The organism is Chloroflexia bacterium SDU3-3, assembly GCA_009268125.1.
Lineage (GTDB): Bacteria > Chloroflexota > Chloroflexia > Chloroflexales > Roseiflexaceae > SDU3-3.
Genome location: WBOU01000013.1, coordinates 42,755 through 60,537 on the forward strand (window position 1 = coordinate 42,755; position 17,783 = coordinate 60,537).

10 protein-coding genes are annotated in these 17,783 nt (G+C 68.4%); 4 read left to right on the forward strand and 6 right to left on the reverse strand.

Annotated elements, in window-relative coordinates; all coding sequences use genetic code 11:
- Positions 1-242: 242 nt before the first annotated feature.
- The 4 genes from F8S13_19550 (at position 243) to F8S13_19565 (ending at position 10,896) form a co-directional block, all read left to right on the forward strand.
- Entirely contained in the window at positions 243-1,157 is a 915-nt protein-coding gene (locus tag F8S13_19550; protein KAB8141293.1) for an SDR family oxidoreductase, read from the forward strand.
- A gap of 153 nt (positions 1,158-1,310) precedes the next feature.
- The gene (locus F8S13_19555) at positions 1,311-3,566 is read left to right on the forward strand and encodes a hypothetical protein (protein ID KAB8141294.1); all 2,256 of its coding nucleotides are present in this window, start codon (positions 1,311-1,313) and stop codon (positions 3,564-3,566) included.
- Between the two features lie 544 nt (positions 3,567-4,110).
- A complete protein-coding gene (locus F8S13_19560; protein ID KAB8141295.1) occupies positions 4,111-7,671 on the forward strand; it encodes an alpha-amylase in 3,561 nt (1,186 codons plus the stop codon).
- A gap of 165 nt (positions 7,672-7,836) precedes the next feature.
- Positions 7,837-10,896 carry a helicase gene (locus F8S13_19565; GenBank protein KAB8141296.1) on the forward strand — a complete coding sequence of 1,020 codons (3,060 nt, stop codon included), beginning with the start codon at positions 7,837-7,839 and terminating at the stop codon, positions 10,894-10,896.
- A 141-nt stretch (positions 10,897-11,037) separates the two neighbouring features.
- On the opposite strand, the gene F8S13_19570 is transcribed toward F8S13_19565, so the two are convergent.
- The 6 genes from F8S13_19570 to F8S13_19595 all read right to left on the reverse strand — a co-directional run bounded on the left by F8S13_19570 (position 11,038) and on the right by F8S13_19595 (position 17,370).
- Complete coding sequence (locus F8S13_19570; GenBank protein ID KAB8141297.1) at positions 11,038-12,198, reverse strand: GNAT family N-acetyltransferase; 1,161 nt, start codon at positions 12,196-12,198, stop codon at positions 11,038-11,040.
- Entirely contained in the window at positions 12,195-13,343 is a 1,149-nt protein-coding gene (locus F8S13_19575; protein KAB8141298.1) for an ATP-grasp domain-containing protein, read from the reverse strand. The genes F8S13_19570 and F8S13_19575 overlap by 4 nt, the downstream gene beginning before the upstream one ends.
- Entirely contained in the window at positions 13,343-14,332 is a 990-nt protein-coding gene (locus tag F8S13_19580) for a ketoacyl-ACP synthase III (protein ID KAB8141299.1), read from the reverse strand. Before F8S13_19580 ends, F8S13_19575 begins: the two co-directional genes overlap by 1 nt.
- 49 nt (positions 14,333-14,381) lie before the next feature.
- Positions 14,382-15,212: an MBL fold metallo-hydrolase gene (locus tag F8S13_19585; protein ID KAB8141300.1), complete on the reverse strand. Its 831-nt coding sequence runs from the start codon at positions 15,210-15,212 to the stop codon at positions 14,382-14,384.
- A gap of 12 nt (positions 15,213-15,224) precedes the next feature.
- Positions 15,225-16,199: an NAD-dependent epimerase/dehydratase family protein gene (locus tag F8S13_19590; GenBank protein KAB8141301.1), complete on the reverse strand. Its 975-nt coding sequence runs from the start codon at positions 16,197-16,199 to the stop codon at positions 15,225-15,227.
- Between the two features lie 274 nt (positions 16,200-16,473).
- Entirely contained in the window at positions 16,474-17,370 is an 897-nt protein-coding gene (locus tag F8S13_19595; protein ID KAB8141302.1) for a DUF4349 domain-containing protein, read from the reverse strand.
- Between the last annotated feature and the right edge of the window lie 413 nt (positions 17,371-17,783).

Below are 17,783 nucleotides of genomic sequence, written 5' to 3' on the forward strand. Positions count from 1 at the left end.
GCCCATGTCGCCTGCGATCATACCGCACAGGGCATGCACCACCATCCAAGCACGACCACTATCGACGCAGGCGCGCCCAGGCCGATCCGACGACAACGCGCCATTTCACCAAAAATGTCTTGGATCACCCGACAACGTGACACCTGCTGAGGCCAGAAGCCCCCGCGCACAGCCATGTGACCCTACCTGACACGCCGCCCGCGTACAATGGGCCTCTCATCCTATGCTGTGAAGGAGGCGCTATGCAGAGCACGCTTGCGGGCAAGGTGGCACTGGTGGCCGGGGGCACGCGCGGGGCCGGGCGCGGCATCGCGGTGGAGCTGGGCGCGGCGGGCGCGACCGTGTATGTGACCGGCAGGAGCACCCGCGCCGCCCGATCGGAGTACGACCGCCCCGAGACGATCGAGGAGACGGCGGAGCTGGTAGCGCAGGCGGGCGGCACTGGCATCGCCGTGCAAGTCGACCACCTGGACCCCGAGCAGGTGCGGCGGCTGATCGAGCGCATCGACGCCGAGCAGGGGCGGCTCGACCTGCTGGTGAACGATATCTGGGGCGGCGAGCTGCTATTCGAGTGGGACAAGCCGCTCTGGGAGCACTCGCTAGAGCGCGGGCTGCGCCTGCTGCACCTGGCCGTGGACACCCACCTGATCACCAGCCACTTCGCGCTGCCGCTGCTGCTGCGCCGTCCCGGCGGCCTGGTGGTGGAGATGACGGACGGCACCGCCGAGTACAACGCCAGCACCTACCGCGTGTCGGCCTTCTACGACCTAGCCAAGGCGGCGGTGCTGCGCCTGGCATGGGCGCAGGCCCAGGAGCTTGGCCCGCGCGGCGCGACGGCCCTGGCCCTGACGCCCGGCTGGATGCGCTCGGAGATCATGCTGGAGACCTTCGGCGTGACCGAGGAGCGCTGGCGCGACGCGACGGTGGGCGAGCCGCACTTCGCCATCTCCGAGACCACGCGCTATGTGGGCCGCGCCGTGGCCGCCCTGGCCGCCGACCCCGAGGTGGCGCGCTGGAACGGCCAGTCGCTCTCCAGCGGGCAGCTGGCCCAGGTCTACGGCTTTACGGACCTGGATGGGTCGCGCCCCGACGCCTGGCGCTACCTCGTCGAGGTGCAGGACGCGGGCCGGCCCGCCGACACCACCGGCTACCGCTAGCCGCGTAGGCCAGCCGAGCACGGGCGGCGCGGCTGGCCCAAATGTATCCCCGAATCTCCTCGCACATGCCGTTGAATGAGTCACTCACACCCCCCAACACACCCCGCCTGTGTCGCCATATCTCAATACCCATATCAAGGAGGAGAGAAGACGATGAAGCGAAGCTCATTCATGCGGGCATGCATCCTCGCCGTGGCGGCGCTGGGGCTAGCCAGCCCCGCCGCGCCCACCGCCGCGCCCACGGCATCCGCCGCCGCACCACCGCTGCTGCGCACCGCAGTGCGGGCCGCCGACGGCAACGGCTACAGCGCCACCTTCACCTTCCCCGAGGCCGCGCAGGTGACGCTCACCCGCGAGGTGGCCAGCGGCCAGCCGCTCGACTTCACGCGGCTGGTGCTGCCCGACAGCGCCACCGATAACACCGAGCAGGGCATCGGCACCCCCGAGATGCCCTACTACCGCCGGATCGTGGCCGTGCCCCCTGGAACCACCGCGATCTCGGTGACCTACGACACGCCCAAAGTGCGCGACCAGCAGAGCAACGTGCTGCTCTACCCCATCCAGGAGCTGCCGGTGGATGAGGGGCCGGACGATTTCAAAGACAAGCCCTTCCAGTACGACGACAAGGCCTACCTCAACCGCGCCTACATCCCCGACAGCGCCAAGCTGGTCACCACCACGCCGCTGGGCAAGGTGCGCGACCTGCAGCTCTACGCACTCGATATCGCCGTTGGGCAGTATAGCGCCGGGCTAAAAGAGCTGATCCTGTTCAGCGATATCACCGTCAGCCTCAGCTTTGTGGGCGACAGGAGCTTTGACGGCAAGTTTATCGACAGCGCGGCGCTCAACCCCTTTGAAGATCAGGCCAGCAACACCTACGCCGGGGTGATCAACTACGAGGCGGTGGTGCAGAACCCGCGCATCACGGTCTTCCAGCCCCGGATCTGCTTCGGCTCCGAGTTCCTGATCGTCACGCCGCCCGCCCTGCGCACCGCCGCCGACAGCCTGCGCAGCTGGAAGATCGACAAGGGCATCTCCACTGTGGTGGTGGAGACGGGCAGCGCCAGCGGGCAGGCCGGCACCACCAAAGAGCAGATCCAGCAGTACATCCGCAACCGCTTCAGCACCTGCGCCATCCGGCTCTCGTATGTGCTGCTGCTGGGCGACGCCGAGCACATCCCGCCGTTCTACCGCGGCAGCACCGGCACCGATCTGGACTACAGCCTGATGGACAACGCCGATATCCTGCCCGATCTGGCGCTGGGCCGCATCCCGGTGGACACGCTGGAGCAGGCCCAGGTGGTGGTCAATAAGATTATCAAGTATGAAAAGAACCCGCCCTTTAACACGGCCTTCTACCGCAACGCCAGCATCGCCTCGTTCTTCCAGTGCTGCCAGACCGGCGGCGGCGTGGCGGCGGGCACCGACATGCGCTGGTTTATCGAGACATCCGAGCTGGTGCGCAACGCCATGCTGGCCAAGGGCTACACGGTGCAGCGCATCTACACCACCAACACCGACTACGCCAGCGCCGCCGTGGCCGACACCACCCCGCGCCGCTACTACAACGGCACCAGCCTGCCCGCCGAGCTGGCCCCGGCCAGCGGCTTCGCCTGGAACGGCAGCACCACCGACATCGTCAACGCGATCAACGCCGGGCGCTTCCTAGTGCTGCACCGCGACCACGGCTCCAAAGGCGGCTGGGGAGACCCAGACTTCCACACAGGCGACCTCGACAGCCTAACGAATGGCAACCTCACGCCGGTGGTGTTCAGCGTGAACTGCTCCAGCGGCTACTTCGACAACGAGACCGACGGCAGCGGCAACACCGGCGTCTATTTTGCCGAGAAGATGCTGCGCATGGAGGGCGGCGCGGTGGGCGTGCTGGGCGACACCCGCGACAGCCCGACCGTGCAGAACAACACGCTCACTCGCGGCTTCTTCGACGCGATCTGGCCGAGCACGCTGCCATCCTACGGCGGCACCACCTCGATCAAGCGCCTAGGCGACATCCTGAACTACGCCAAGACCTACATGGTCAGCGAGCACGGCATCGGCAACAGCAATGTGCAGTTCGAGCTGGCCGCGTGGCATGTCTACGGCGACCCGACCATGGAGATCCGCACCAGCAACCCCTACATCCTCACCCTGCCGATCTCGACGGTCATCAAGCTGAAGGAGACCAGCCGCTGGGTGGTGAGCTACCCGCAGGATGGCGCGACCATCACCGCCCTGCAGGATGGCCTGCCGATCGGGCGCGCGAAGGTGGTGAACGGCCAGGCCGAGATCGCCTTCCTCAACAGCCCTGAGGATGGCAAAGAGATCACGCTCTCGGCCAGCGGCGAGGATGCGATCGCCACCCCGCTCTACCAGGGCGACCGCGCCTTCCTGCCCATCATCACCAACTAGCCCCGCACTGGCCCGAGCCAAACGCAGCGGCCCGCCGACCAACATGTGGTTGGCGGGCCGCTGCGGCTTCGCCCAACAGGGCCTATGCGTTCTTGATTCATTGAAGATTCTTTCCCACGAAGACGCGAAAGCTCGAAGGAATGGTAAGAAAAACCTTCGCGTCTTCGTGGGAAATATGGTAAGAAAAACCTTCGCGTCTTCGTGGGAAATAGGGTCTTGTGTTCCTTGGTGTCTTGGAGTCTTGGTGGTAAAACCTGCTGCCGAATAAAAACGCAGCGGCCCTGCCCAATCTACCACTTGACGGGCAAGGTACCGAACGGTATACTAGGCATAGCACATCGCATCGTACGAGTTCCACGCACATAGACAACGTGCGCCCACCCAAGGCAGCCCGCAGCATGCCATGGCATGTCCTGCTCTGTCTCGCCCAAGCAAGCCTCGCACGCTGATCCATGGCACAAGATGTGAAGTATGCCAAGAAGAGCGCGGCAATGGAGCCGCCTGAGAATCGTCGCCTACCGTCAGAGAGGCTGTGAGGGTGCTTATGTTGATGAACGACGAGGCTATACTGCGCGAGTTCCACGTCTCCCGCACCGCGCGCGACCGCTACAAATTTGACCAGACCTTCTACGCCACCAACGGCGAGGTCATTTTCGCCAACCTGCGTGCCGCACGCATCTTCGCGCAGCGCATGAACCAGCAGCGCAACCTGGCCAAGAACCCCGAGCAGGCCGTGCGCGCAGGGCAACTGAACGCCCTGGGCCTCATCCACGAGATCTCGCACCACATCGTGCGCTGGTATCGCACCACCAAAAACCCCAACCTGCTGAGCAACCTGCTGCAGGGGCTCAACGCCAGCCTGGGGGTCGAAGCGGTGGAGAAGACCTTACATCACTTTGCGGATGAGTTCCCCCCGCTGGCGGTCTACCGCAGCGAGCAGACGGTGGCCCAGTATGTGTCTGGTGATACCGGCGGCACCCCCAACAAAGAGTTGCTGCTCGAAGAGCTGCTGCTGCTGTGGATGTCGAACATCAACCCGGCCTTCGCACCCTTCAAAGAGCTGTTCTCGGATGGCAACCTGGCGCAGAAGACCGCCTACCTGCAGATCGCGGCGTTCTTCCCCACCTTCTTCGAGAGCCAGCCGCGCGTCACGCTCGACGACGGCGTGGGCGTCGAGGGCATCATGGCAGCGGCCAGCGCCCGCGACCGTGGCGTGACGCTGCTGGATGTGCTGCTGGCCCCCATGCGCGCCCACCCCGACTCGCTGGAGGCCCAACTGAACTTCATCCGCGCCCGCTGGGGCTCGGTGATCGGCGAGTACCTCTTCCGACTGCTGGGCAGCCTAGACATGATCCACGAGGAGGAGAAGCCGGTGTTCGGCGGCGGCTTCGGGCCGCCCCAGGTGCTGATCGACGACTTCTCGCACACCGGCGAGGATGTGGAGAACTTCACCCAGGACCGCGAGTGGATGCCGCGCCTGGTGATGATCGCCAAAAACGCCTACGTGTGGCTCGACCAGCTGAGCAAGAAGTACGACCGCCCCATCCGCACCCTGGCCGATATCCCCGACGAGGAGCTGGACACCTACGCGCGCTGGGGCATCACCGGCCTGTGGCTGATCGGCCTGTGGGAGCGCAGCGAGGCCTCGCGCCGCATCAAGCAGATCATGGGCAACAGCGACGCGGTGGCCTCGGCCTACTCGCTCTACGACTACCAGATCGCCCAGGCGCTAGGCGGCGAGGAGGCCTGCCAGAACCTGCGGCACCGCGCATGGCAGCGCGGCATCCGCCTGGCATCGGACATGGTGCCTAACCACGTGGGCATCGACGGGCGCTGGGTGGTGGAGCACCCCGACTACTTCGTGCAGACCGACTACCCGCCCTTTCCCTCGTACACCTTCAGCGGCCCGAACCTCTCGAACGATGGCCGCGTGGGCATCTACCTCGAAGACCACTACTACACCAAGAACGACGCCAGCGTGGTGTTCAAGCGCGTGGACCACCACTCCGGCCACACCACCTACATCTACCACGGCAACGACGGCACATCCATGCCCTGGAACGACACCGCCCAGCTCAACTACCTGAACCCGGCGGTGCGCGAGGCCGTGATCCAGACCATTCTGCACGTGGCGCGGCAGTTCCCGATCATCCGCTTCGATGCGGCCATGACCCTGGCCAAAAAGCACTACGAGCGGCTGTGGTTCCCCGAGCCGGGCAGCGGCGGCGATATCGCCTCGCGCGCCGACTTCGCCATCACCAAGGCCGAGTTCGACCGCCTGATGCCGCAGGAGTTCTGGCGCGAGGTGGTGGACCGTGCCGCCGTAGAGGCCCCCGACACCCTGCTGCTGGCCGAGGCCTTCTGGCTGATGGAGAGCTACTTCGTGCGCACGCTGGGCATGCACCGCGTCTACAACTCGGCCTTCATGCACCTGCTGCGCGACGAGGACAACGCCAAGTACCGCACGCTGATGAAGAACACGCTTGAGTTCGACCCCGAGATCCTCAAGCGCTATGTCAACTTCATGAACAACCCCGACGAGAAGACCGCCGTCGAGCAGTTTGGCAAGGGCGATAAGTACTTCGGCATCCTCACGCTGATGATCACGCTGCCGGGACTGCCGATGTTCGGCCACGGCCAGATCGAGGGCTTCGGCGAGAAGTACGGCATGGAGTACCAGCGCGCCTACTGGGAGGAGCAGGTTGACCAGGATCTGGTCGCCCGCCACGAGCGCGAGATCTTCCCGCTGATGCACAAGCGCTACCTGTTCGCCGACGTGTCCGACTTCCTGCTGTACGACTTCTACAGCACCGACGGCCACGTGAACGAGAACGTCTACGCCTTCTCCAACCGCCACGGCGACGAGCGCGGCCTAGTGATCTACCACAACGCCTACGCCAGCGCGCGCGGCTGGGTGCGCACCTCGGCGGCCTACATGGCCCGCCAGGGCAGCGACCGCAGCCTGACCCAGAAGAGCGTGGGCCAAGGGCTGGGCCTGGTGGGCAGCGACGACCACTTTGTGATCTTCCGCGACCATGTGGTGGGGCTAGAGTACATCCGCCCCAGCCGAGGCATCGTCGAGCAGGGCCTCTACGTGGAGCTAGAGGCCTACAAGTGCCACGTGTTCCTCGACTTCCGCGAGGTACTGGACGACCAGAACCACACCTACCGCGAGCTGAACAGCCTGCTGAACGGACGCGGCGTGCCCAGCATCAACGAGGCCATCCAGGAGATCTACCTGCGCCCGGTGCACGCCCCGCTGCGCGAGCTGCTGAACGCCGAGCTGTTCGGCGAGCTGGCCGCCCTGCTGCAGGATGAGCAGGCTGAGGAGGCTGCCGACGCCGAGTGGGTCGACCAGGTGGAGGAGCTTGAGGTATCGTCGGCCAGCTTCGCCGATGAGGTGGACGAGGAGCTGGAACAGGCCACCGACCTGCGCGAGGGCGCGCTGCTGGATGGCGAGAGCGAGATCGCGCTCTGGCCCACGATCGAGCGGCGCACGCTGGCGCTGGGCCAGGCGATCTGCCGCTTCACCGGCGCGGCGGGCGACCCGCAGGATGTGGCCGACGCTGTGCTCGCCACGCTGGAGGAGATCGTGCGGCAGCGCGAGGTGGTGGCCAGCGCGGTCGCCCCCGCCGACATGCCGGTGCTGTGGTCGTGGCTGTTCCTGCACGCCCTGGGCAAGCTGGACACGCCCGAGGCCGACGGCGAGCAGAGCCTGGGCATGTTCGACGACCTGATGCTGGGCATGGTGCTGCGCAACCTGTTCGCCCAGCTGGGGGCCAGCGAGCAGACCGCCTCGCGGCAGGCCCTGCTGGTCAAGCGGCTGGTCGCCGAGCAGGTCTGGTTTGCGCAGGTCGCCGACGCGCCCGCGCTGCTGGAGCACCTGTTCGCCGAGCCAGACACCCACCAGCTGCTGCAGATCAACCGCTACAACGGCGTGCTGTGGTTCAGCAAGGAGTGCCTGGACGAACTGCTGGGCTGGCTGGGGCTGCTGGCCGACCTAGGCGGGGCCAGCGATGCCCACGCCGCCCTGGATGAGCTGGCCGAGAGCGCCGACGCCAGCGGCTACCAGGTCGAGAAGCTGCTGGCGGTGGCCAGCGCCTAGCCACATCGGCCAAGCCGCCTCCCCGCCACCCAGGCGAGGAGGCGGCTTTCTGTTTGAAGAAATCGCTACTACCGCATATACGGAACACCTGTTCCAAAATCTTCCACCAGATGCTACAATAGGCGCAGCGGGTCTCGATTGAACGCAGGCATAGGGCGAGGCGCAGTGCAGCACATTCTTGACACCATCCAGGCAATTGCACGGCAGCGGGGGCGCAGCGAGGCTGGCCCGCTGCTGAAGATTCGCGACATCGAGCAGCACGAGGGCGAGCGGGTTAGCCACATCCCCATCGACCAGGAGCTAGCCCAGGCCTGGCAGGCCCTGCTCGGCGAGCCGTTCCGGCCCCACCAGGCCCAGGCCATCACCAGCCTGCGGCGAGGCGAGCCGGTGGCGCTGCTGGCCAGCAACCCGCGGGTCATCCTCACCACCTACCTGCTGCTCTACGCCATGCTGGGCCAGCGCAACGCCGCCGGCGTGCTGATCGCGCCCAGCGCCCAGGCCGCCCAGACGGTGCATGCCCAGATCACCCAGCTCAACGAGCGCCTGCCCGCCACCTACCGCCTGACGGCGCACCTGACCGAGCCAAGCCAGCGGCCCAACCCCTACGCCAGCCTGCTGATCACCACGCCCGACGGCTGGCACAACCGCCTGCTGCGCCACCATGACCGCGCGTGGTCGCTGCTGTGGCCCAAGGTGCAGATGCTGGCCCTGCTCGACATCCACCGCTACCACGGCGTGGCCGGGTCGCACGTGGCCGATCTGATGCTGCGCACCCAGCGCGTGGCCGCCGCCCACGGCAGCGTCATCCCCCATCTGATCGCCACCGGATGGGAGCTAGACGAGCCGCTGCCCGCGCTGGAGGCGATCTACAACGCGCCCTGGAAGGTGCTGTCGGGCAACGACCTGCCGTCCGACGCCACCAAACTGGCGGTCTGGCGCGGCAGCGCCGATCGGCTGCGCGAGGCGGCAGATCTGGCCACGGCCATCCAGAAGCAGGGCTGCCGCGTCCACATCCTCTGCCAGCCGATCGAGCAGCTGATCCTGACCCCGATGCTGGGCAAATCCGACGAGATCAGCTTCGGCCCCGAGCCGCAGACCGGCCACGTGGTGATCTGCGCGGGCTACCCCAGCGCGCAGTCGGCGCTGCAGCAGCTGCTGCGCTCGGGCTACCAGCTGGTCATCCTGGTGCTGGGCGACGCGCCCTACGAGCAGATGCTCTCGCGCCACGACGAGCTGGCGCTCAACCCCGCCGCCAGCACATGGCCGCCCTCGCCGATCAACACCTACGTGACCGCACAGAACATCCTATGCGCCGCCGCCGAGATCCCCCTGACCGAGGCCGAGGTGCACGCCATCGGGATCGGCGACATCGTCGAGCGCCTGGCCAGCAGCGGCCAGCTGATCGACCTGCCCGATATCGAGGTGGCCTGGCGGCCCGGCCCCCAGGCCGACGACCCCTACCAGGAGCACAGCCTGATCTCGGCCAGCGGCGGCGCGACCCTGGCCTACCCCGAGAAGGGCGCAAAGGCCGCCACGCCCACCCCGCTCGACCCCAGCGGGCTGGAGCGCTGGTACCCGCTCAACGCCGCGCTGCCGCCCACGCGCGGCGGCCTGCGTGTGGTGGCCCACGACGTGGACCAGTCCACCATCGGCCTGCGGATCGACACCGGCGGGCGGCGCACCATGCCGCTGCGGCGCTGCACCGTCACCCCGCGCGACGAGCGCGACCAGCGCCCGCTGTTCCTCTCCAACAACATCGGCATCGGCCGCGCGGTGGTGGAAGAGGAGATCTACGGCATGCGCGAGATCTCCACACAAGGCTCGCCCGCCGAGCCAGCGCTACGCCCGTCGCTCAGCACGCGCTGGATCGCGCCCTGCTGCTGGATCGATCTGCCCACTACACCCCCGGCCAGCGGCCAGCTGATCGGCTGGAGCCTAGCCGCCGCCGTGGAGTATCGCACGGTCTGCGCCATGCAGGATGTGGTGCCCTGCTATGTGCCCGAGAAGAAGCGGCTATACTTCGTCGAGTCGCAGCCCGGCGGCAATGGTCTGGCCAGCTGGATCTACGCCAACGTCGAGGATCTGCTGCCGCTGGCCTACGATATCGCGCTCTCGTGCCGCCACGACCCGCTGCTGGAGCCGGTGGCCCGCGCCGACATGGACTGGCTGCTGCCGCTGCTGGGCAAGCGCGACCCGGCGGCAAAGAAGAGCGGCGAGAAGCTCATCCTGGTGCCCGCGCCCGAGCCAGCGCCGCAGCTCATCCCCGCCCGCCCCGAGCCGCTGCAGCTGCTGCGCCCCGCGCCGCAGCCTGCGCCGCAGCCCGCCAAGCCCGCGCCACAGCCCGTGCGCCCCGCGCCACAGCCTGCCAAGCCCGCACCCCAGGCTGCGCCGCCCACGCCGCAGCCCGCCAAACCCGCACCCCAGCCCGTGCGCCAGACGGTGCCTGCGCCACAGCCAGCCAAGCCTGTGTCTCCCACGCCGCAGCCGGTACGCCAGGCCGCACCGCCGCCTGCGCAGCCCACAACACAGTCTGCACCGCCGCCCATGCGCCCCGCGCCGCAGCCAGTGCCGCAGCCTACCAAGCCTGCGCCGCCGGAGCCAGCCACGCCCGCTGCCCAGCCAAGCAGGCCCGCACCGCAGCCAGAGCCAGCGCGCAAGCTCAGCCGCAAGGAGCGCAAGGAACAGGAACGGAAGGAGCACGAGCGCAGAGAGCAGGAGCGCAAGGAACAAGAGCGCAAGGAGCAGGAGCGCAAGCAGGCACTTGAGGCCCAGCGCGCCCAGCGCCAGGCCGAGCCAACCAGGCAGGCGCCGCCACCACGCCAGCCCGAGCCAACTAGGCAGACGCCGCCACCACGCCAGCCCGAACCAACCAGGCAGGCCCCACCAGCGCCACGCCAGCCCGAGCCGCAGCCCGCGCTGCCCGACGCCAACGCCCTGATCGAGCGGCTGCGCCGCCAGCGCGAGCAGCGCGAGTCGCAGCGCGCCCAGGCCGAGCCGCCGCGCCCCGCCAGCAGCGCGCCCGCCGTGCTGCGCTTCAGCGTGGGCGATGTGGTGATGTGCCTGCCCTACGGCCAGGGCACCGTGCGCGCCAGCGGCATCGACGACGGGCGCGAGATCCTGCGCGTCTCCTTCCCCGAGCACGGCGAGCTGACCATCGACCCCGCCGTGAGCATGGTGCGCACCATCCAGGCCGCCGATGCGGCGGAGGATGATGACCTGCTGTAGGGTTGGTGAGCCGCTGGCACAGCAAAAGAAACGAGGTCCGTGCGATTGTGCGCACAGACCTCGTTTTCTGTATATCTCGCATTCCACAGGCTTACAGATGCAGGCCGCTGGCTTATGAAGCCTCTTCTTCCCTATTCTCTGCTACAGCCCATACAGGCGCATCAGCGGCACGATCAGCGTGCTGGTGAGCGTGGCCAGCGCGGCCCACGGCGCGCGGCGCGCGGGCGGCAGGTGGCGGTCGTAGACCATGTTGTACTCCACACTGGGCAGGCTGCCCCGGTGGCGCTTGAAGGCCGCCGCCCCCGAGCTCTGGTGCAGCACTAGGCCGCGTGCCGCCGCCTCCTCCACCAGCTTCAGCGAGATCAGGCGGTACAGCCCATCTTCGGCGGGCAGCGAGCGGTCGTAGCCGATCAGCGGCGTGGTCATCACGCCGTTGCGCTCCACAAAGCCCAGCACGCCATCCACGCGGCCATCGCGGCGGGCCGCCATCAGCATCAGCCAGCCCTCACGCAGCGCCTCGGCGAAGAACTGCTCGGTGAACTGCGGGTTGAAGGCCGAGTACTTGTCGATATAGAGCGAATCGTACAGATGCTTGACCCGCCCGATCTCGTGCGGCGCGATCTGCTGGGCCGCGCCCCATTGGTAGGGGCTGCGCCGCGCCAGCGAGCGATCTTTCTGAAACGACTTCTTGCGGGCGTAGCCACCGTCGCGCGGGTCGAGCAGGTAGACCTGCCTGCTGAACACGCCCCGGAAGCCCAGCCGCGCCAGCCGCCCGCGCAGCGGCTCGCCCAGCATGTCGCTCACCGAGCGAAACACGATCGCGCGGTCGGGGAAGGCCGCCGCCAGCGCGTCGCGCACGGCTGGCAGCGCATCCAGCGGCAGCGCGGGGTAGAGGTTGGTGGAGAGCAGCCAGTTGTTGACGTAGACCACTTGCTCGAACTGCGCCCAGCCCAGCGGGATGCGCAGCAGCCGCAGCAGGCTAGGGAATACCGCCCGCGCCAGCGGCCTGCCGCCCAGCTCTAGCTCCACCTCGCGACAGGCGTAGTCGATGTAGTGGACAGTGGGCGAGCATACGTAGGACTGCGGGCTGGCCGCCGCATTGGCCAGCACCAGCGGCAGCAGCGCATCGCCCACCCGCAGCACCTGCACCTCGGCCTGGGCGTTGGCGATCAGGTGGGCGGGGCCGTGGCGCACCATGGGGGCCAGCACCGAGCGGGCGTAGCGCCCATCGGGCGTATCGGGCCATTCCAGCGTGTCGATTGTCGCCGCGTCGTAGCGGGCAACCAGGGGTTGTGCGATCACAGCAGCTCCTCGCCATTCCACTCAATATCCGCCGTCGTGGCCGCCACCAGCCCCACGCCGCGTCGCAGCGCCACGCCCGCAAACGCCGCCACCGACGCGATCTGGCCCAGCACCGGCAGCCAGTCGTCGCGCCGAAACACCACATCCGGCACCAGGGCCAGCTGGCGCACCAGCTCGGGCCAGCGCCGCAGCGGCACCGCGCCGGTGGTGAGCATGGCCAGCGCCAGCTGGCGCACGCGCCCCGGCGGCACCACGTGGGCGGGCGCGGCGGGGTCGGCAATCGCCCGCACCAGCGCGGCGTGGTCGATCAGGTGCAGGCCACTGGTGGCGCGGGGGTTGCACTCCAGCACCTGCGGCCCGGCCTCGCCGCAGATCCAGTCGAGCGAGATCTGGCCGGTGTAGCCCAGCGCCGCGCCCAGCCGCTCGACCAGCACCAGCGTCGGGCCGCCATCCACCGACGCGAACTGCACGCCCGAGCCGAGGCCCAGGCGATAGGGCACCGCATAGGCGCAGTGGGCCGTCACGCGGCCAGCGTGCAGCACGCTGTACGTGCACACGCTCGCGCCGTGGGCGAAGGACTGGATGAGCCAGGGCTGCTCGGGGGTGGGCTGGCAGGATGCGGGCGGGCGGTCATTGGCGCTCGGGCCGCAGTTGGTGATGATGCTGGTGGCGAAGCGCGAGAAGGCAGGCTTCAGCACATACTCGGGGAAATCGGGCAGCGCCTCGGCCACATCCGCCGCGCTGCGCAGCAGGCGGGTGCGCGGGGTGGGGATGCCCAGCGCCGCGCAGCGCTGCTGAAACTCGTACTTGTGGTGCAGGGGCCGCAGCATCTCCAGCGGCATGGTCAGCACCCGCGCCCGCTCGGCCAGCGCCACGTGGCTGGCCGCCAGCGCGAACACCTCCTCGCTGGTCGGGATAATCAGGTCGATGGCATAGCGCTCGACCGCCGCCAGCAGGGCCGCGACAAACGCCCGGGCCTGCCCGCGCGGCGCTGGCGTGGCGATATGGCCCGCCACAAAGCGCGAGCTGCTGCCCACCGTGCAGGGCAGCGGGTCGGCGGTGTACACGGTGTGGCCCGACTCGCCAAAAGCGCGGGCCAGCTCAAGCGCGACCGGGGCGCGCGAGCCGGTGATGAGCACGCGCATCAGTAGGTCATCGCCACAGCGCCGAGCGTGAGGCCAGCGCCGGTGCCCACCAGCAGCACCCGCTGGCCGCGCCGCAGCCGCCCGGCCTGATCGGCCTCGGCCAGGGCCAGCGGGATGGAGGCGGCGATGCAGTTGCCGCGCTCGGGCAGGTTGATGAACACCTGATCCTCGCGGAAGCCCAGGCGGCTGGTCAGCAGGTTCACCGCGTGGCCGCTGGCCTGATGGGGGATGACCAGATCCAGCTCGCCGCGATCCCAGCCCAGGTCGGCAAAAAACTGGTTGAGGAACGGCTCGATCTGGCGGGCCGCCTGCTTGAACACCGCCAGCCCGCGCATGTGGAACATGTTCATCTCGGGCAGCGTGGCCGGGTCGTTGGGGTGGTGCAGCGTGCCACCGCCCAGGATACGGGTCAGGTCGGCCCCGCTGCTGTGGGTGGCGAAGCGCGCCAGATGCAGCCCCGTGGCCGCGCCCGGCTCGGCGGCGGTAACGATGGCGGCGGCGGCGGCGTCGCCGAACAGCACCAGGCTCTCGTGCTCGCACGGGTTCAGCGAGCGCGAACCGATCTCGCTGCTGAACACCAGGATGCTGCGGTACATCCCGCTCTGCACCAGCAGCGCCGCCGTCTGCAGCGCAAACATGAAGCTCAGGCAGGTGGCGTTCACATCGAAGCAGGCGCTCTGGCCCTCGGGCGCGCCCAGCTCGCGCTGCACCAGCGCGGCGGTGCATGGAATGGCCTGCTGCGGCGCGGTCGAGGCCCCGATGATCGCATCCAGGTCGCGCACGGTCATGCCCGCGCGCTCCAGCGCCATCCGCGCCGCCGAGGCCGCCATGCCGGCGGTGGTCTCGTCGCCCGCGTAGCGCCGCGCCACCACGCCGGTGGCCCGCTCGATCCAGTTGGGCGGGATGTCGAAGCACTGCTCCAGCTCCTCGTTGGGCACACGGCGCGAGGGGAGGTAGGAGCCGAGGCCAGCAATCATGCAGGGGATCATAGCAGGTGTCCTTCAGGTTTCACAGGATGTTTGGTAGAAACGGCGTGCGCTACTCCGCCACGTAGGCCTCGTAGATCGCGGGGCAGTGGGTGGGCACGATCAGCACATCGGGGCGGGCCTGCGCAAAGGCGTGCAGGCCGTCGATGGTGGCGCATACAGCGCGGAAGTCGTCGGTCATCACGGCGGTGTACCAGGGCGGCGGGCGCCGCTCGCGGTAGGCGCGGCTCAGCCAGCAGCCGTCGGCGGCCAGCAGAACCGGGCCGCGCTCGGTCTGCACCAGCGCGCCGATCTGGCCGCGCGCGTGGCCGGGCAGGCCCACCAGCACCACCGAGCCATCGTCGAACAGATCGAACGTGGGGCCGAGGCCGGGCAGCGGCGGGCCGCTGAAGGGCAGCAGCAGGCGGGACTGGCGCTCGAAGCCCTCGGGCAGCAGGTCGGGCAGGTAGCCGCGGCGGATGGCGGCCAGCCCCGTGCGGCCCGCCACATCCTCGTAGGCGGCGCGCGTGGCCACCACGGTGGCGTCGGGGAAGTCGCGCAGGCCCGCCACATGGTCGCCGTGGAAGTGCGAGATCAGCACGTGGCGCACCTCCTCCGGCCCCACGCCCATGGCCAGCAGCTGGCTGGCCACGCTGCGCGAGCGCTCAATGCTGAGCGGCGTGGTGATGCGGTAGATCCAGTAGGGCCAGGCCATGGTGGCCCCCAGCATGCGCGGCGCGTAGCCGGTATCCCATAGCAGCCAGCCGTGCTGGGGGTGGCGCAGCAGCGCCACCAGCGCGTGGCACTGGGCCGCGCGGCGCTCGCCGCCGCGCAGCATGGCAGATTCGCTCACCGTGCAGTAGCCGGTGTCGAGCAGGCGCATCGAGAGCAGGGGTGTGGTCATAGGGTGAAGCTCCTAGCGGGCGGCGGGAAGCGCGGCCAGCGTGCGCGCCACGCCCTCATCCACCGAAACCAGCGGGGCGTAGCCGAGGTCGCGCTGGGCGGCGGCGATGGTGTAGGTCTGCGTGCGGCCAAGGATGGTGGCGGTGTAGCGGGTGAGCAGCGGCTCGCCGCCCAGCAGGCGGGCGCGGGCCTCCATAGCGGCGGCGGCGGCCAGCACCACCGGCAGCGGCAGCCTGCGCAGGCGGTCGGGCAGGCCGCAGGCCCGCAGCACGCGGCGGATGAGGCCCCACAGCGGCACATGCTCGCCGTTGGTGATGGTGTAGGTGCCGCCCACGGCGGCGGGCGCATCCAGGGCCAGCGCGGCGGCGTGGGCCACATTCTCCACGTAGGTCACATCTACATGGTTGTGGCCGTCGCCCACCTGCGGCAGCCGCCCGGCCCGCGCCGCCGCGATCAGGCGCGGCAGCAGCGCCTGGTCGCCCGGTCCGAAGATCGCCTTGGGCCGCAGGATCACCGTCTCTAGGCCCTGGCTGGCCCGCACCAGATCCTCGCCCAGCTTCTTGGTGTGCGAGTAGATCGAGGCGAAGCGGCGCGGGTAGGGCGCGTCCTCGCGCTGATCGAACACGTCGCTGCCGCCAAACGTGACGCTGGGCGAGGAGACGTAGACCAGGCGGCGCACCCCGTGGGCCTGGCAGCCTGCGATCACCGCCGCCGTGCCGCCCACGTTCACGGCCACAAATTCGGCTCGCGGCCCCCACGGCTCGGACAAGGCCCCCGCGTGGATCACGGCGTGCGCGCCCGCGCAGGCAGCCGCCACCGCAGCGCGGTCGCGCAGGTCGGCGCGCACGGGGGCCGCGCCCGCCGCCAGCACCTCGGGGATGGCCGCCATGTTGCGGCCCATCACCCGCACCCTGTGGCCGCGCGCCAGCAGCGCCATGGCCACGTGGCGTCCAAGAAAGCCCGTCCCACCAGTGACAAGAATTTCCATAGGCCCCCAAGATCGGCTTCAAAACAGCGCCCAGCCATGCAGCAGCCAACGCGCAGAGCGGATGTCGTGCGGGCGCATCCTATCGATCCAGCTGCTAGCCAGCTGCCACAGGCGCATGTTTGACGGTTCGTAGTACAAAACGAGGGCCAGATCAGCTTTTCGCAAACCCAGCGCGGCGCAAAAAATGCGCCGCCCTCGCGATAGCAGGCTGCCCCGTACCGCAAAGGATAGCGCATTGTCCCAGGACTTCAAGAGCCGATCTGGCGCGGGCCAGCTACTTGGCGATGCCCACCACCGCCTTGCCGCGCAGCTTGCGGCTGATCAGCCAGCCCGCCAGCAGCACCAGGCCCCACACCGGCGACCACACCAGCAGCACGATCAGCACGCTGGCCAGGCCCTGGCCGAACTCCACCAGGCTGCGCAGCGCGTCGCGGGCCACACCCATCGGCTGCCAGCCATCCGCAGAAACAATCGGCGCGGCGCTGGGCACCGGCATCAGCGTCAGGTCCACCGTCGAGAGCGAGGCGCTCTGGCTCAGGTACTTCATGCGCCCCTCGATCTCGTCGATCTGGGCCTGGTACTCGTTCAGCGCCTCGTTGACCTTCAGCGTGTCCTCCACCGTCTGCGACTTGGCCAGCAGCTCCAGCAGGCGGTCGCGCGTGGCGGTCAGCGTCTTCTTGTGCGACTCTAGGTCGACATACTCCTCGGTCACATCCTGGCCCTTGATGCCCAGGTCGCTAACCTTCACCGACGCGCTCTTGATCTGCTCCAGCAGCGCGTCGAAGCGGTCGGAGGGCACTCGGATGCGTACCACAACCCGGCGGTAGTCATCCGTGCCGCTGGTCTGCGAGTCGACGATGAAGCCGCCCATGCCGCCCACCTGGGTGAGCACCTGCTGCGCCACCGCGTCTAGGTCGTTCACCTGCACGGTCATGGTGGCGGTCTTGATCACCATGCGCTCGGTCTGCTGCACGCTAGCCGCCGTGTCCACCACCTTGCTAGCACCATCGCCGGGCGCGGCACTGGCCCCGCCGGTGGCGGGGGCCTCCTCGGGCATGGCCGGGGCAGCCTCGTACTGCGGGGCGCTCGCCCCAGTCATGCGATCTGCGCTGCCGCACGCGCTCAGCGCCAGCGCCAGCATCGCAAAAAGGGAGAGGGATCGCCAGGTCATATGGGTTCCTCTTTCGGTGAAATCTGCTATCTGGAACAAAGACGCGGTGCCCGAACAAATAGTTCCTTGGCAGATCGAACGTGGCCAAACCGCTTTTTCGCCCCGTCGGCGGGCTGGGGCAAAAAAAACGAATACCACGAAGGCATGAAGGCGCGAGGGGAGACCGTTTTACCACCAAGCCTCCAAAGCTCCAAGGGGGCAAAAGGAGAAGCGTTTTACCACCAAGACTCCAAGGCTCCAAGGGGGCAAAAGGGGTAAAAACATAGGCATGGCCAACTTTACCCACCCGGCCCATGCGGCGAAGGTGCCGCTCATGTTTTGATGGCCATATGCGCGAACGATAGCAGCCAGAACACGGCATAGGAACGCTCAAAATTGGGGGGTCGAAGGGGGCGATGCCCCCTCGCGGGGTT

Excerpts from the sequence above, each read along its gene's own strand:
- F8S13_19550 (KAB8141293.1), top strand. The coding sequence starts at position 243 with ATGCAGAGCACGCTTGCGGGCAAGGTGGCACTGGTGGCCGGGGGCACG.
- F8S13_19555 (KAB8141294.1), top strand. The coding sequence starts at position 1,311 with ATGAAGCGAAGCTCATTCATGCGGGCATGCATCCTCGCCGTGGCGGCG.
- F8S13_19560 (KAB8141295.1), top strand. The coding sequence starts at position 4,111 with ATGTTGATGAACGACGAGGCTATACTGCGCGAGTTCCACGTCTCCCGC.
- F8S13_19575 (KAB8141298.1), bottom strand. The coding sequence starts at position 13,343 with ATGCGCGTGCTCATCACCGGCTCGCGCGCCCCGGTCGCGCTTGAGCTG.
- F8S13_19580 (KAB8141299.1), bottom strand. The coding sequence starts at position 14,332 with ATGATCCCCTGCATGATTGCTGGCCTCGGCTCCTACCTCCCCTCGCGC.
- F8S13_19585 (KAB8141300.1), bottom strand. The coding sequence starts at position 15,212 with ATGACCACACCCCTGCTCTCGATGCGCCTGCTCGACACCGGCTACTGC.
- F8S13_19590 (KAB8141301.1), bottom strand. The coding sequence starts at position 16,199 with ATGGAAATTCTTGTCACTGGTGGGACGGGCTTTCTTGGACGCCACGTG.
- F8S13_19595 (KAB8141302.1), bottom strand. The coding sequence starts at position 17,370 with ATGACCTGGCGATCCCTCTCCCTTTTTGCGATGCTGGCGCTGGCGCTG.